We start from the raw sequence: 14160 nt of genomic DNA on the forward strand, positions 1-14160 counted from the left end.
CCGGGGATGAACAAGAAGGCTCGATAAGGAGGCAAAATCCCATGATGTATCCGACACTGGACAGCCTGTACGAGGCAATCAAGACGGGCGCGGTTGGCCTGACATCCTCGCTTCCCACCTATGGCGGCGAGGAGCCCCGAAACGCCCCTGAAATCTGGTCCTGGGACGCTGATCGCTACATGGTGGGAAGCTGCGCCGCTGATCTCTCGCTCATCCCCCGTGATGAATGGCGCGGCGTCACGACGGAGCGCTGAACCGCTGAGTGAGCCTCCCGGCTTCTCGGCTCAGACTGATCGGGAAGCAGTGGTTCGTTGTCGAGGCAGATGCGAAGGTCAGGCCTCATACTTCAGATCCCAGAACCCGAACCTCAGCGTAAGGAGGCGGATGGTTTCGCCGCGTCATGAAGATGGACAGGGCGTTGAAGCTCCTGATGTCGTCGGTCAGGGCAGGGGCTTTGCTTAGGAGGTATCAAATCTCTCTGGGTTTCTCCCGCCCGAGATGAGGCTTTCCAGCTGCTCTGCTTTGGCTTCGCGGCTTGCTGCCATACGTTCTAGGAGATCAGACATTGCTGCACGCCTGTTCTTGAGCCCGGTCCAGTTCACGAGATCACGAGGGGGGGCCGCCGCCGCCCCATTCGACCCGTTACCTGATACGATAGTAAGGGGCTTAAGTCTCTGCGTTGTATGAGGGAGTGTCAGGGCCATCGGGTTAGCATCTCTCCAAGGGCACTGCACGGCACCGGACGATTCCGCCGATGGTGCTGTGCCAGCCGATCAACCATAAGCCCGACATAATTTGTGCTATGAGATGAGTGCCCGGACGGCATGTCGGGGCGTGGTGTGGCAACAGGTTCCGAGGGGTGGTGTCGATCTTGTCGTCCAGAAAATCGGTGAGGCGTCTTGGCCTCGCAGGCGGTTGCCTCGTGCCCTTGGGCCTCGCTGCCTGTACGCCCGCGCCGCCCGCTCATCCTGATGATATCTGCTCGGTCTTTCACGAAAAGCGGGGCTGGTATCATGCGGCGCTGCGTCAGGAGAAGAAATGGAATGTGCCATTCTCCGTTCCGATGGCGATCATGTATCAGGAATCCGGGTACCACAGTAACCTGCATACGAAGCGCACCTACATTCTGTGGTTCATCCCCTGGGGCTACGTCACCACGGCTTACGGGTACCCGCAGGCCAAGACGGATATCTGGCAGGACTATCAGAAGGCGACCGATACCAGCGCCAGTCGTGAGAATTTCGCCGACTCGCTCGATTTCATCAACTGGTACATAACCAACACCCGCAAGCAGAACCGCGTGCCCGTGACGGATGGGATGCGGCAATATCTGGCCTATCACGAGGGCTGGGGCGGGTACCGCAAGCGATCCTATGCCAGCAAGGGGTGGCTCATGACCGTCGCGCGCAAGGTAGGTGCACGGGCCAACGTCTATGCCGCGCAATATGCCAGCTGTGAGAACGACCTCAAGGACAAGGGATTCTGGAGCTGGCTTTTCTAGGCCGAGCCAAGGTCACCGAGAGTAACGACCTCATCGTGCTCGATGCCTTGCCGCCGGAAGGCGGCAGACCTTACACTCTCCAAAACATATCATGCCGTTTCACGGACCGTCTCAGGCAGCGCCAATCTGACGGCAGCCTTCGGGGATATGATGGCTGAGGAAGGACGCAAATTCGCGAAAAGCCGGGCCACGCGGGTCTGAACTGCGCCAGACGAGACCGATCTGACGGCTGGCCGAGGGAAGCGCGCGCGTGACCACAAGTTCGTCCCATTCGGCACGGTTGCGCAGGGCAAGTTGCGGAATGAGCGAATAGCCCTCGCCGGCACCGATCATGTGCCAGAGCATTTCCAGACTGGTGGCAAGGCGCTGCTGGTCGCGCATGGGCATCATGCCGCAGACAGCCAGCGCCTGGTCGCGCAGACAATGGCCATCTTCGAGCAGTAGCAAGCCGTTCTCGCCATGATCACCCGCGAGATCCTGCATGCCGAGTGTTTCGCGCTCTGCCAATGGGTGCGTGCGAGGGAACACGGCCAGAAAGGGCTCCTCAAACAGAGGCGCGGTCTCGAAGCTCTCTCCCGAAACGGGCAAGGCTGCAAAGACGAGATCGAGCTCGTTCTGGCGCAGGCGGGCCAGCATTGTGTTGGTCAGACTTTCGGTCAGCTGCAATTTCAGTTCCGGATAGGACCGACGCAACAGGGGCAGAAGGCTCGGCACATAATAAGGGCCCAGGGTTGCGATGACGCCAATGCGCAGCAATCCCTCCAGCGGACCTGTGCGGGCTCGGGCGGCCTCGATCATGGCGCGTGCAGACGCCAGAACTTCGCGGCCCATGGCGATGAGCCGGATACCATCGGGCGTAGGGGCTACATGGCGGCGTGAGCGCTCGAAAAGTGTGACATCGAGCAGCATTTCAAGCTTGCGGACCTGCTCCGACAATCCGGCCTGGCTGACACCGCATCGTTCGGCGGCACGCGAGAAATTGCGAAGATCATCGACAGCCACCACATACTCGATGTCACGCAGGGAAAGCCCGGAAAGAGGAATATAGGTCATGTTCATAGATAGGACCAATGCGACCGGTTTGTGAAAGCGGTTTTGCCTATATCTGCCATTGACAGAAACGATTTCCGGGGCGTTCGTGTTCGTGGGACAACGAGCCCGTCATCAAACAGAGATGTGAAAAGGGAGCATATCGCATGCCACGCATCAATTCGACCGTGAAGCCTTTCGAGACCGACGCCTATCATGATGGCAAGTTCATCAAGGTGTCTGAAGCTGATGTGAAGGGGAAGTGGTCTGTCTTCTTCTTCTACCCCGCTGACTTCACCTTCGTCTGCCCGACCGAACTTGAAGACCTCGCCGAGAATTACGAGACCTTCAAGCAGCTTGGCGTCGAGATCTACTCGGTCTCCACCGACAAGCACTTCACACACAAGGCATGGCACGACACGTCGCCGGCTATCGGCAAGATCAAGTATGTGATGCTGGCCGACCCGACGGGTACGATCAGCCGCAACTTCGATGTCATGATCGAGGAAGCCGGAATGGCCGATCGCGGCACGTTCCTGATCGATCCGGAAGGCAAGATCCAGTACATCGAGGTCACTTCGGGTGGCGTCGGTCGCTCGGCTGCCGAGCTGATCGAGAAGATCCGCGCAGCCCAGTATGTGGCGTCGCATCCGGGCGAAGTCTGCCCTGCGAAGTGGAAAGAGGGTGAAGCCACCCTGTCCCCGTCGCTCGACCTGATCGGCAAGATCTGAGGTCGTCTGGCCCGGCTTTCATGCCGGGCCAACCCCGCCGGAATCATCCGGTGCAGTTTTTCGGAAAGAGCAGGATCAGCCTGATGTTGCAGGACCCCATCAAGTCACAGCTTTCGACCTATCTCGCCAATCTGGGCCACCCGGTCGTGCTTGAAGCGTCCCTCGACGGGAGCGCGAAAGCGCGGGAGATGGGTGAACTCCTTCAGGAAGTTGCTGCCCTTTCCGATAAAGTGACCTATTCGGAAGACGGTGTCAGCGAGCGTCGTCCGTCCTTCCTGATCCGTCGTGGCGACAGCCGACATGGCGTGAATTTTGCGGCCATCCCGATGGGGCATGAATTCACTTCCTTCGTGCTGGCATTGCTTCAGGCGGGTGGCCATCCGCCCAAGATCGAGCCGGCAATTGCCGAGCAGATCAAGGGGCTTGCAGGCGAGTTCCGCTTCGAGATCTTCGTCTCGCTCTCGTGCCAGAACTGCCCTGATGTGGTGCAGGCCCTGAACGCCATGAGCGTGATCAACCCGGCCATCAACGTCACGACCATCGACGGTGCCCTGTTCCAGGAGGAAGTGGCATCGAAGAACATCATGACTGTGCCGCAGGTCTATCTGAATGGCATGGCCTTCGGCTCTGGCCGCATGGATGTGAACCAGATCCTTGCCAAGCTGGATGACGACGCCCCGCGTCGTGCGGCAGAGCGTCTGAAGGACATGCCCGCCTTCGATGTGCTGATCATCGGCAGCGGCCCTGCCGGCGCCTCCGCCGCCATTTACGCGGCACGCAAGGGACTGCGAACGGGGCTTGTGGCTGACCGCTTCGGTGGTCAGGTCATGGACACGGCCGGAATCGAGAACTTCATCTCGATCAAGGAAACCGAGGGACCCAAGCTCTCCGCCCAACTCGAAGCCCATGTGCGCAGCTATGATGTGGAGATCATCTCCGGTCAGCGTGCCAAGGAACTCTTCCCCGCTGCGCGACCGGGTGGGCTTCATGGCATCGCGCTTGAGAGCGGTGCGATCCTGCACAGCCGCACGGTCATTCTGACCACAGGGGCTCACTGGCGTCAGCTGGGTGTGCCGGGTGAGGAGCAGTATCGCACCAAGGGTGTGGCCTATTGCCCGCATTGCGATGGCCCGTTCTACAAGGGCAAGCGTGTTGCCGTGGCTGGCGGCGGCAATAGTGGTGTCGAGGCGGCCATCGATCTGGCGGGTATCGTCGGTCATGTCACGTTGTTGCAGCGCAGCTCCAAGCTCAAGGCCGACAAGGTGTTGCAGGACAAGCTGCGCAGCCTGCCCAATGTGACGGTTCTGACCGAGGCGCTGACGAGCCGCATTGAGGGTGACGGTAACAAGGTGAACGGCCTGACCTATCGCGGTGGCGATGGCAAGGACCACAGGATCGAGCTGGAAGGCGTGTTCGTCCAGATCGGGCTGCTGCCCAATACTGAGTGGCTGCGCAATACGCTGGCACTGAACGATTTCGGCGAGATCAAGGTCGATGATCACGGCGCAACCTCTGTTCCGGGCGTATTTGCCGCAGGCGATGCGACGACGACGCCCTACAAGCAGATCGTGATTGCCGTGGGCGAGGGAGCGAAGAGCGCCCTTTCCGCCTTCGACTATCTGATCCGTCTGCCTGCCGAGTAACGTCTGCGGGGACAATCGGGCACGGGTCAGGCCGTGCCCTTGCAAGACAGGGGCAGGAGGGGGAACCCTCCTGCCCCTGTCGCGCTTTTCTCCACCCATGCACGGGGACTAACCCGTGCGAAGCGGGAGAATGGGCGCCATGCAAAGTCAGACAACAGCGAGTGCCGAGCAAGAGGCGCGCCAACATGCCCGGTCCGCTCGCCTGACCTATGTGGACCGCTCCGGCCCCGGTATCACCCGCCACCGCGCGGGTAAGGGGTTTTTCTATCGCGACCCTTCGGGAGATCGTATCACCGCCCCGGAAGAACTCACACGCATCAAGGGGCTCGCAATTCCTCCTGCCTATCGGGACGTATGGATTTGCGCCAACCCGAAGGGCCATCTGCAGGCGGTGGGCAAGGATAGCCGGAACCGGCTGCAATATCGCTACCACCCCAGATGGCGCCTGATCCGTGACGAGGACAAATTTGCGCGTATGCTGGTCTTTGGCGACAAGCTGCCTCTGATACGACAGCGCGTGGATGACGACCTCAGACATCCCAGCCTCAACCGGGCGCGCGTGCTGGCTGCCGTGGTGCGCCTTATGGAACGCACGATGGCGCGTATCGGCAACGAGACCTACGCCCGGGATAATCGCAGCTTTGGCCTGACGACACTCAGGCACAGGCATGCGCATATCGAGGGAGGAAAGCTGGCGCTGGACTTCAGGGGCAAACACGGGATCGAGGCACATCTTGACGTGCGCGACCCCAAACTCGTCCGCGTGATTTCACGGCTGCAGGATCTGCCCGGGCAAAAGCTGTTTCAGTATCTCGATGATGAGGGCGAACCGCACGAGATCCACTCTCAGGACGTAAACGCCTATCTGCAGGAAATCAGCGGAGAGGATATCACTGCCAAGGATTTCCGGACCTGGGCGGCGACCCATCTGGCAGCGCTGACGCTGTCCAGCCTCGAGGCAAGCGACAGCCGGGCCAGGGCCAAGAAAAACATCCTGCGCACGATCGAGCATGTCGCGTCCCAACTGGGGAACACCCCTTCCGTGTGCCGCAAATGTTATATCCATCCGCAGATTTTGACCGGCTATCTTGATGGGAGCCTGCGCGAAGCCTTTGCCCGTCAGGCTGAGACCCTGCTGGAACAGGAGAGCGCACGCACGAGCCTGAGCGCCGATGAGGCGCTCATGGTGGGGTATCTGAGCCGCTTGCTCGACAAACCTGCCAAAAGACCATCGTCTCGCAAGAAACCCTGACCCGCGCCCCGCTTTGTGTCTGCCGGATTGGAAGTTTTGCAGGTAAAGGGGTCGGTCTATGGAATATCGCGCTCTTGGAGCATCAGGGCTGCGCGTCTCGGCTTTGGGGCTGGGCTGTATGGGGATGAGCCAGTCCTACGGTGCTGCCGATGAACGCGAGAGCCTGGCCACACTCGACCGCGCGATAGAGCGTGGCATTACCCTGTTCGATACGGCTGAGGTCTACGGGCCATTTTTGAATGAGGAGCTGCTGGGCCGCGCTCTGGCAGGACGGCGCAGTGCTCTAAAGCTCGCCACAAAATTCGGCTTCAAGATCGACAATGGAAAATCCTGCGGCGTCGATAGTCGCCCCGATCATATCCGGGAAGTGGTCGAAGCGTCACTGCGACGCCTGCAGACCGACCATATCGACCTGCTTTATCAGCATCGTGTGGACCCGGCCGTGCCCATGGCCGATGTGGCGGGCGCGGTGGCACGGCTCGTCGAGGAGGGAAAGGTTCTGCATTTCGGCCTCTCGGAGGCTGGCACAACGGCCATCAGGCAGGCTCACGCCGTGCATCCCGTCACAGCCGTACAGAGCGAATATTCGCTGTGGGAGCGTAATGTAGAGACGGACATCCTGCCTACCCTGCGTGAACTGGGGATTGGTTTCGTACCGTTCAGCCCGCTGGGTCGTGGCTTCCTGACCGGGACGGCGAAGCCCGCGGAATCCTATCCGGCGACCGATTTCCGGCATACTGACCCGCGCTTTCAGGGTGAAGCCTTTGCAGCGAACCAGAAGGCAGCCGAGATTGTGGGTGTGATTGCCAGCCAGCATGACGCGACACCGGCCCAGATCGCTCTAGCGTGGTTGCTGGCAAAGGGACAGGACATCGTGCCTATTCCAGGCACGAAGCGGCAGAGCTATCTGGATGAGAATCTGGGTGCACTGGACGTGCGTCTTGGTGATGAGGATATGGTGGTGCTCGACAAGGCGCTTACCGCCGGGACCGTTACCGGCCTGCGCTACAATGAGAGCAATATGGCTTTGGTCAATCGCTAAACAAACGCGCGCCCGCCCTGCGTGACGGACAGGGCAGGGTGGGTGATCGGTAATCGTTCACGCGTCCCGTCGTCGTTGGCAGGCGATGACGTGGAGCCGTCCTCCGGTCGTCAGCCGGGGTTGGATTAGCTGATATCGAGGCTGCTGGCTTTCAGATCGGTTACACCCATGAAGGTCACCTTCATGTTGTTATCAAGCATGATGGCGGTGTTGCCTCCTGACACTGTGGCCGTGGCCAGCAACTCCTTCGCAGCAGCCTCGGCATCCGCCGGCTTGTAATTATACATAAAGAATTTGTTGCCACTGACAGCCGAGAAATCTGTGATCGTGATGTCACCTGCCGTGTGGCCGGCCAGCACGCCAAAGGTGTTTGCCGCCACATTGCCGCCTGTCACCGTGGCGTAGGTCTCGCCCTCATTGCCGCTGTAACGGGTGCCGAACACGAAATGATCCGAGGCCTCGCTGCCAATGATCGTCTGTTGCCCTGCGCCGGTCCAGGCCTCGAACGATCCCTTCGATGACGAAGCGTTGATCATCTCGGCGCTGCTGCTGCCGGACTGGTTACCGGTCCAGAGCGATGTCTTGTTCACGTCAATATTGGCGTTCAGACCATCGGCACCCCATAGCGTGGCCTGATCGGCAGTGATCCGGGTTGCGCCAGTACCTGCAATGAACTGGAGTGCGCCGTTCACGCTGAGGGTCTGCGCGCTACCGTTTAGGGCCGTGAGATTGCCGAGCGCCGAGACCGTATCGTTATGCACCCCGGAGATTGTGCCATTCTTGCCTGAAAAGACAATGGTCGAGCCTTGGCCCGCCTGGACAGTGCTGTCATCACCTATCGTGATATGGCTGCCAATCGTCGCCTCGTCGCTCACGAAGCTGTTGCTGCCCAGAGTGACCAGGGCGTTGCCGCCAGTCAGCGTCAGAACGGTTCTGCCGCCTTCCTGACCTGTTATCGTGTCCTGCCCTTCGGAGGCGACATAGTTCGTGCCCTGCTGAAGCTGGATAACGTTGCGGCCGGTTCCGGCATCGATGGTGTTTATGCCGTTGGTCGCGAGGATGGTATCGTTGCCGGCGCCGGTAAGGATGGTCCAGCTGGCGCTCTGGCTGTTTCCGTTAAAATAGTTGTCGCCGGAGAGGCCGAGGAAGCTGCCGTTGCCGCTGCCAGCCTCATAGGTCAGGCCTGCCGTGCTACCGCCCAGGACCGAGAGGGTCGTCGTTGGCGTCACACCGCTACCGTCTATCGTCACACGCTCATTCAGCAATGTCTCGCCTGACTGGGTGCCGTTCCCGGCCCATCCACCCACACCGATGAAATCGTAGGTGCCAAGAGGCGCAAAGCTGCCACCGGTAGTGACGAAGCCTTCAAGCAGCGTATTGCCCGTGGTGATTGTTCGGGCGGTAGAGTCGGTCACGAGAACTGTTTTGAGATCGTTACGTTTATAAACATCGGACATCTGCTGGGCATAAGTCTGAGCGAGGGTCTGTGCCTTGCCGCCCCCGACAGTGACCTGAATAGCTGTACCTGATGTGCCAACAATCGTGACAATGCTCAAAACGGTTCACCCTCTATGAAAAGCCCGGGGGCGCTAGAAGGGTTGTGCCGTTAAAGATTGCTAGATGACTATGCCAGTTACGTTATTTTAAGATTTTTCTTAGTAAGAAACTCGATATAACCGTTAAATCTTATAAAACGATAAAATAACGGTTGGTCTCCGATCGATAATCGCTGTGTTCACAGCAGCATAAGGCGGATTCTGTCTCGAATCTGACTGATCAGTCATGAAAAAGCCCCATCGTAGCGCTTACGATGGGGCTCTTATCATTTCTTCCTGTCAGGAAGACAGGCAGGACTTATCGTGCGCCCTTATGGTCGCCATCGCGCATCTCGCCCGTCGGCTCCTGCGTATGGGCTTCGAGGAACCACAGATGCTTGTCGAGCGCACGCGACGCTTCTGTGAAAAGATCAGCCGTGTCGGCATCGCCGGCTTCGTCCGTCACGTCGATGGACTCGCGCACATTGTTTGCAACCGTTGCGTAGCGGTCGATCAGGGCGGAGATATGATCGGCGATCTTGTAAACGTCAGTGGGGTAGGGTGTGCAGGCCGAATTCTTCGAGACGTCCTGCACTGTGCCATAGGCAGTGCCACCGAGCTGCACGGCGCGTTCGGCAACCTTGTCCACGAGATCGTCAACGCTGTCACGGAAGCCGTCGAGCATTTCGTGAACGCCGATGAACTGCGGCCCCTTGAGGTTCCAGTGTGCCTGCTTCGTGATCAGCGCCAGATCGATCAGATCGGCAAGGCGGGCATTGAGCGTTTCAATCGACACGGTCTTGGCGTTGGACTTCAGAGCATTCTGGGTCGTATGCATCGCGTGTTTCGTGGTCATTGATCTACCCTAACAAGTTTGATGTCGGACATTCGCGCAAAGCGATGATCTCCAAACGTGCCTGAGGGGAGCCGGTTGCGCTAAAGCCTCGTCAAACTGGGGCTCTTATTCATGTCGAATAGTTCATCATGGTGTGAGGGACGCGGTCTTCAGTCACGGTCATCCCTGTTGCTTTCTGAACAAGGCCCCGTCTCTCATACCTCGAATACTCAATGCTGTGACGCAGGCCGGTCACGCGAGAAACGAGACATGCGCGACAATGACCTTCCACGCCGCGTCCTGCCTGATCCAGGTCTGGCTTTGGCGACCGATGCGCCCGTTATGCAGATTGCGAAACAGGATGGTGACACAACCGGCATCGGCACCGAGAGAAATGATGTCGCGGCGCAGGCGTTCACGGGGGGGAGCGCCATCTGTGCGTTCACGGCGGAACGCAGCGATTTCTTCTGGTCCGAAAAGGTTTTCAGTCGCGCCGAGGCGGATCACGTTCGGTTGATTGCTGAACAACGCATCAAGGGCGGTGACATCATTTTGCGCCAGAGCCTCTTCGTATTGGTCCGAAGCTAGGGTAAGGGCAGAAATCGTCTCGGGGTATGCGGTAAGGTCCATGGGCGCGCCCTTATTCACGGGAATCATTCTTCATACTGGCTGAGGGTGGCATGAGCAGCTTGGGATCTGGCGATCTGGCTCGGTCGATGCGCGACATTCGCATCATATTTTTTAGTCTTGGGCTCGGGGCCTTTGCAATCGGCACGGCAGAATTTGCCGCCATGAGCCTCGTGCCCATGATTGCCCACAGCTTTGGGGTGACCGATCCCGAAGCGGGTCATGCCATCGTGCTCTATGCGGCAGGTGTGTGCGTCGGGGCACCGACCATTGCCCTTTTCAGCGCCGGGATCAGCCGACGCACCATGTTGATCAGCATGATGCTGCTTTACATGATCGGTAATGGTGTCAGTGCGATCGCACCGAACTATCTGCTGTTTCTGGCCTGCCGGTTTATCAGTGGTCTGCCGCATGGCGCCTATTTCGGCATTGCCGGCATTCTGGCTTCATCACTCGTGCCGCCTAACAAGCGCTCCCAGGCTGTGGGCCGTGTCATTCTGGGCCTGACCATTGCCACCATCGGTGGTGTGCCGCTGGCGAATGGTATCGGTCAGATTGTCGGCTGGCGCTGGGCTTTCGCCCTCATTGCCTTTCTGGCGCTGTGCACTGCCGTTCTGCTGAGTATCTTTGCTCCCAAGGATGCGCCGCGCAAGGACGCCAGTATTCTCAACGAATTCACGGCGCTCAAGCTGCGACAGGTCTGGCTGACGCTTGCCATCGGTGCGGTGGGCTTCGGCAGCGTGTTCTGCGTCTATACCTATCTCGCCTCAATCATGATCAACGTCACGCAGGTGCCGGAATCCTATGTGCCGATCATGCTGGCGGTTTTCGGTGTGGGCATGACAATCGGCACGCTGGTCTGTGCCTGGCTTGCCGATCACAAGATGATGCCAACCCTTGCGGGTGTGCTGCTCATGGGGGCGGCATCGATGGCGGGCTTTCCTGAGGCTGCGCATAAATTCGTGCCTCTGGCCATCAACGTGTTCATGATCGGTGCCAGCGGCGGTCTTGCCACTGTGGTACAGGCGCGCTTGCTGACTGTGGCGGTTGGCGCGGAAGGCCTCGCCGCCGCACTGAACCAGAGTGCTTTCAACATCGCCAACGCAGTCGGCCCCTGGCTGGGTGGACTTGCCATCTCAGCTGGGCTTGGCTGGACGTCAGTCGGCTGGGTGGGGCTCGCGCTTTCGCTTGGCGGGTTTGGCATCTATGTGCTGAGCATTGCCGACGAATTCAGAACCAAGAAGAACAACATACCCCGCGTGTGAGCCGGGGCGGGAGAGGGGAACACCCTCTCTCGCGGGCAAGCGCCTTGTCACGGGCGCGAGCCCTTCATGCGGGTAGTCCCGATCAGGTGCGCTGGGGATCGACCAGATCGAAGAAGGGCTGGAGATCGACGGTGAAGAAGCGCGGATAGGCGGGGTCGCGTTCATAGAGTGGGTGTCCGGCCCAGCGCTGCTGCATGACCTGCCCTTCCTCGAAGAAGCGCGCTTCCTGCTCCGGCACATCATCCGAGCCGCGTGAGATGCTCTCATGGTGCCAGGCCAGTGCCTCGGCACAATAGATGATGCGATGACCGGCCGCCCGGATCCTGAGGCAAAGATCGACATCGTTATAGGCGATCTTCAGATGGGTCTCGTCGAACTGCCCGACCTCCTCGAAAACCGAGCGCTTCACGAGCATGCAGGCGGCGGTGACCGCCGTGACCTCATGGCTAAGCAGGATACGACCGATATAGCCGTAATCCTCAGGGCCGCAGCCGCGATGGGCATGGGCCCCGACACCAGCAGGGCCAACCACGACACCGGCATGTTGTATGGTCTGGTTGGGATAGAGCAGGCGCGCCCCAACGGCGGCGACGCCCGTATCGGCCAGCGCTTCATTCATCATCAGGCGCAGCCAGTTGGGGTGTTCGACGAACACATCATTGTTCATGAACACAAGATAGTCGGACCGGCATCCGGCCGCGGCAAGGTTGTTGAGCCTCGAATAGTTGAAAGGCTCTTCCACTGTCAGAAAGCGGATATTGGGTTGGTCATCGAACTCACGCATGAAGGCATGTGCCTCGGGCGTGACTGACCAGTTATTGATCAGGACAATCTCGAAATCCGGATAATCCGTGCGTTCCAGCAGGGTTTCCAGGCAGCGGCGCGTAATGTCGATCTGATCCTTGAACGGGATGATGATCGAGACACTGGGGGCGGCATCGAGCCGCCAGTCCACCCGGTAAAGGGTAAGGCCATTGATGGACGAGACATCGGCCGAGAAGCCCCGACGTGTCAGATGGTCCGAGACGGCCTTCACCCCGGCGGCGATCGCGTAATTCTTGTTGCCCACCGTCACCGCGGTCGAATTGGGCGTCATGCGCCAGTGATAGAGCAGCTCTGACACATGGGCGATGCGATCATGAGGAACGGTTTCACAGGCACGCAGCATGAAATCGTGATCCTGCGCACCATCATATTCGGCGCGCAGCGGGCCAATGGCGCGCATGGTCGCGGTTTCAACCATCGTGAGATGGCAGATATAGTTGCAGCCCAGCAGATAGCGGTAGTTGAAATCAGGCTTGAAATTGGGGGATTGCCAGTTATTGGCCAGATCAACCTTGTCCTCATCTGAATAGATGATGAGCGCATTGCTCTCCTGTGCCTTGCGCAGCATGACTTCAAGCGCGACATCGACCAGCATGTCGTCATGGTCGAAAAACACTGTGTAGGCGCCCCTGGCAGCTTCCATGCCAGCATTGGTAGCGCCGGAAATTCCCTGGTTTTCCGCAAGCGGGAGAACGCGGATACGGCTGTCCTTGGCGGCATATTCCTCCATCAGCGCTGTCGTCTGGGGGCAGACCATGCCGTCATCAATCAGGAGAAGTTCCCAGTTGCGATAGGTCTGGTTCAGGACCGAGTTGATGGCGGTGACATAGTCTGCCTTCAGAGGCTTGTAAGTGGGACAAAGGATGCTGATCAGCGGTTCATCTGCAAGCGGGGCCTTGACGCGCAGGAGCGCTGTGCGCTCGCGCAGGGCCGGATAATAGAGCGAGGCCCAGCGGTCATAATTGCCAAGATTATATCCTGCCTGGGGGATGGCAGCGCGTATCTCGGTGCGCAGCTTGGTCAGCTCGCGGTGCAGGCGGTCGATTGTCTCGGCAATATCGAGAAGACGCGTTTCAAGCGCGTCATCGGCAATCGAGCTTGTGAACGGGCTGCCCATGAGGTGTTCCCCCTCAGGCATGACTTTGACCGAAAAGCTTCTTGGCGAAGAGCCGCGAAAGCGCTGCGGGATGGGAATTTCGAACCCGCAATTCGGATTGCAGCCCACAGCGGCAGCAACGTCGCCACGATAGCGATCGGCACGCACCTGGGCGACCAGGACATTATTGGCTGTTACCGAAACAATGCAGTCACCGCGCCAGTCTGCGTCTGTCGGCATCTTTTGCAGGATCCAGCCCTTGAGAGAGCCTTGCTTGATGCCATCGACGCAGCTTGTGTATTCAGGTCTGGATTCCAGAGTAAATCTATAGACTAAATCCCTTCCTTCAGGTAAAGAATCGTTCTTTATCGGTAAAGAAGTTCGGTCCTGGAGGCGAATGGACAAATCATGCTGCGCGCCGTCCATGAATTTTGCAGGAATGGAGAAGGTGAAACCCAGTCTGTCGTGAGGTGTCCGCAGAGCATTCTGAACGTCGCTGCGGGACTGGTCGGCCAGGATCTGCGTGATTTCCTGCCCGTCGATCAGGATATGAAGACGCACCGGCGTTGAAGGATCAAGCCGGTTGACGGCCCAACCAATCAGGGTCTCCTTCTGGAGCCCTTCGCAATAACCAATAAAGGGGCTGTTGGCTGGGGCAGTTTTCATGATCTGTTTCTCTTGCCAGTCGCATCGTTGACCTTATCCCGGTCGTTGGCGTCAGCAATGCCGCAGATACGGCGTTATGGCTAGGTAAATGCCCCGCTTTGTCCGTCCAGGAG

12 protein-coding genes are annotated in these 14160 nt (G+C 59.0%); 7 read left to right on the forward strand and 5 right to left on the reverse strand.

The features are described from left to right. Window positions 1-41 precede the first annotated feature (41 nt). A complete protein-coding gene (locus Asbog_RS03270) occupies window positions 42-254 on the forward strand; it encodes a hypothetical protein (protein ID WP_062164079.1) in 213 nt (70 codons plus the stop codon). Window positions 255-871: 617 nt separating this feature from the next. Next, window positions 872-1501 carry a transglycosylase SLT domain-containing protein gene (locus Asbog_RS03275; protein ID WP_062165687.1) on the forward strand — a complete coding sequence of 210 codons (630 nt, stop codon included), beginning with the start codon at window positions 872-874 and terminating at the stop codon, window positions 1499-1501. Between the two features lie 111 nt (window positions 1502-1612). Here the strand turns inward: Asbog_RS03275 and Asbog_RS03280 are convergent, their stop codons facing one another. Continuing rightward, window positions 1613-2554, reverse strand: coding sequence for a hydrogen peroxide-inducible genes activator (locus Asbog_RS03280; RefSeq protein ID WP_062165688.1), 942 nt, complete (start codon window positions 2552-2554; stop codon window positions 1613-1615). 143 nt (window positions 2555-2697) lie between these two features. Between Asbog_RS03280 and ahpC the strand changes: the two genes are divergently transcribed. The 4 genes from ahpC (at window position 2698) to Asbog_RS03300 (ending at window position 7198) form a co-directional block, all read left to right on the forward strand. Then, window positions 2698-3261 carry an alkyl hydroperoxide reductase subunit C gene (gene ahpC, locus Asbog_RS03285; RefSeq protein WP_023979070.1) on the forward strand — a complete coding sequence of 188 codons (564 nt, stop codon included), beginning with the start codon at window positions 2698-2700 and terminating at the stop codon, window positions 3259-3261. Between the two features lie 83 nt (window positions 3262-3344). Next, window positions 3345-4904, forward strand: a complete 1560-nt coding sequence (gene ahpF, locus Asbog_RS03290) for an alkyl hydroperoxide reductase subunit F (RefSeq protein ID WP_062164080.1) — start codon at window positions 3345-3347, stop codon at window positions 4902-4904. A gap of 139 nt (window positions 4905-5043) precedes the next feature. Continuing rightward, a complete protein-coding gene (locus tag Asbog_RS03295) occupies window positions 5044-6156 on the forward strand; it encodes a DNA topoisomerase IB (protein ID WP_023979068.1) in 1113 nt (370 codons plus the stop codon). A 58-nt stretch (window positions 6157-6214) separates the two neighbouring features. Continuing rightward, window positions 6215-7198: an aldo/keto reductase gene (locus tag Asbog_RS03300; protein WP_062164081.1), complete on the forward strand. Its 984-nt coding sequence runs from the start codon at window positions 6215-6217 to the stop codon at window positions 7196-7198. Window positions 7199-7323: 125 nt separating this feature from the next. On the opposite strand, the gene Asbog_RS03305 is transcribed toward Asbog_RS03300, so the two are convergent. From Asbog_RS03305 to Asbog_RS03315, 3 genes are all read right to left on the reverse strand, one after another. Further along, window positions 7324-8754 (reverse strand): hypothetical protein, encoded by a 1431-nt coding sequence (locus Asbog_RS03305; RefSeq protein WP_062164082.1) that lies wholly within the window; start codon window positions 8752-8754, stop codon window positions 7324-7326. A gap of 298 nt (window positions 8755-9052) precedes the next feature. Then, window positions 9053-9589 carry a DNA starvation/stationary phase protection protein Dps gene (gene dps / locus Asbog_RS03310; RefSeq protein WP_023979065.1) on the reverse strand — a complete coding sequence of 179 codons (537 nt, stop codon included), beginning with the start codon at window positions 9587-9589 and terminating at the stop codon, window positions 9053-9055. A gap of 231 nt (window positions 9590-9820) precedes the next feature. Then, a complete protein-coding gene (locus Asbog_RS03315) occupies window positions 9821-10198 on the reverse strand; it encodes an AtzH-like domain-containing protein (protein WP_062165689.1) in 378 nt (125 codons plus the stop codon). A 50-nt stretch (window positions 10199-10248) separates the two neighbouring features. Between Asbog_RS03315 and Asbog_RS03320 the strand changes: the two genes are divergently transcribed. After that, window positions 10249-11460, forward strand: a complete 1212-nt coding sequence (locus Asbog_RS03320) for an MFS transporter (protein WP_051395895.1) — start codon at window positions 10249-10251, stop codon at window positions 11458-11460. An 82-nt stretch (window positions 11461-11542) separates the two neighbouring features. Here Asbog_RS03320 and Asbog_RS03325 read toward each other — a convergent pair whose 3' ends face one another. Continuing rightward, a complete protein-coding gene (locus Asbog_RS03325; protein WP_062164083.1) occupies window positions 11543-14047 on the reverse strand; it encodes a glycosyltransferase family 2 protein in 2505 nt (834 codons plus the stop codon). Between the last annotated feature and the right edge of the window lie 113 nt (window positions 14048-14160).

It is taken from the genome of Asaia bogorensis NBRC 16594 (assembly GCF_001547995.1).
GTDB classification, from domain to species: domain Bacteria; phylum Pseudomonadota; class Alphaproteobacteria; order Acetobacterales; family Acetobacteraceae; genus Asaia; species Asaia bogorensis.

What these genes read in the sequence shown, in the direction of transcription:
- Asbog_RS03270 (WP_062164079.1), top strand. Translation starts at nt 42, where the DNA reads ATGATGTATCCGACACTGGACAGCCTGTACGAGGCAATCAAGACGGGC.
- Asbog_RS03295 (WP_023979068.1), top strand. Translation starts at nt 5,044, where the DNA reads ATGCAAAGTCAGACAACAGCGAGTGCCGAGCAAGAGGCGCGCCAACAT.
- Asbog_RS03320 (WP_051395895.1), top strand. Translation starts at nt 10,249, where the DNA reads ATGAGCAGCTTGGGATCTGGCGATCTGGCTCGGTCGATGCGCGACATT.
- Asbog_RS03315 (WP_062165689.1), bottom strand. Translation starts at nt 10,198, where the DNA reads ATGGACCTTACCGCATACCCCGAGACGATTTCTGCCCTTACCCTAGCT.
- Asbog_RS03325 (WP_062164083.1), bottom strand. Translation starts at nt 14,047, where the DNA reads ATGAAAACTGCCCCAGCCAACAGCCCCTTTATTGGTTATTGCGAAGGG.
- ahpF (WP_062164080.1), top strand. Translation starts at nt 3,345, where the DNA reads ATGTTGCAGGACCCCATCAAGTCACAGCTTTCGACCTATCTCGCCAAT.
- Asbog_RS03300 (WP_062164081.1), top strand. Translation starts at nt 6,215, where the DNA reads ATGGAATATCGCGCTCTTGGAGCATCAGGGCTGCGCGTCTCGGCTTTG.
- Asbog_RS03280 (WP_062165688.1), bottom strand. Translation starts at nt 2,554, where the DNA reads ATGACCTATATTCCTCTTTCCGGGCTTTCCCTGCGTGACATCGAGTAT.
- ahpC (WP_023979070.1), top strand. Translation starts at nt 2,698, where the DNA reads ATGCCACGCATCAATTCGACCGTGAAGCCTTTCGAGACCGACGCCTAT.
- dps (WP_023979065.1), bottom strand. Translation starts at nt 9,589, where the DNA reads ATGACCACGAAACACGCGATGCATACGACCCAGAATGCTCTGAAGTCC.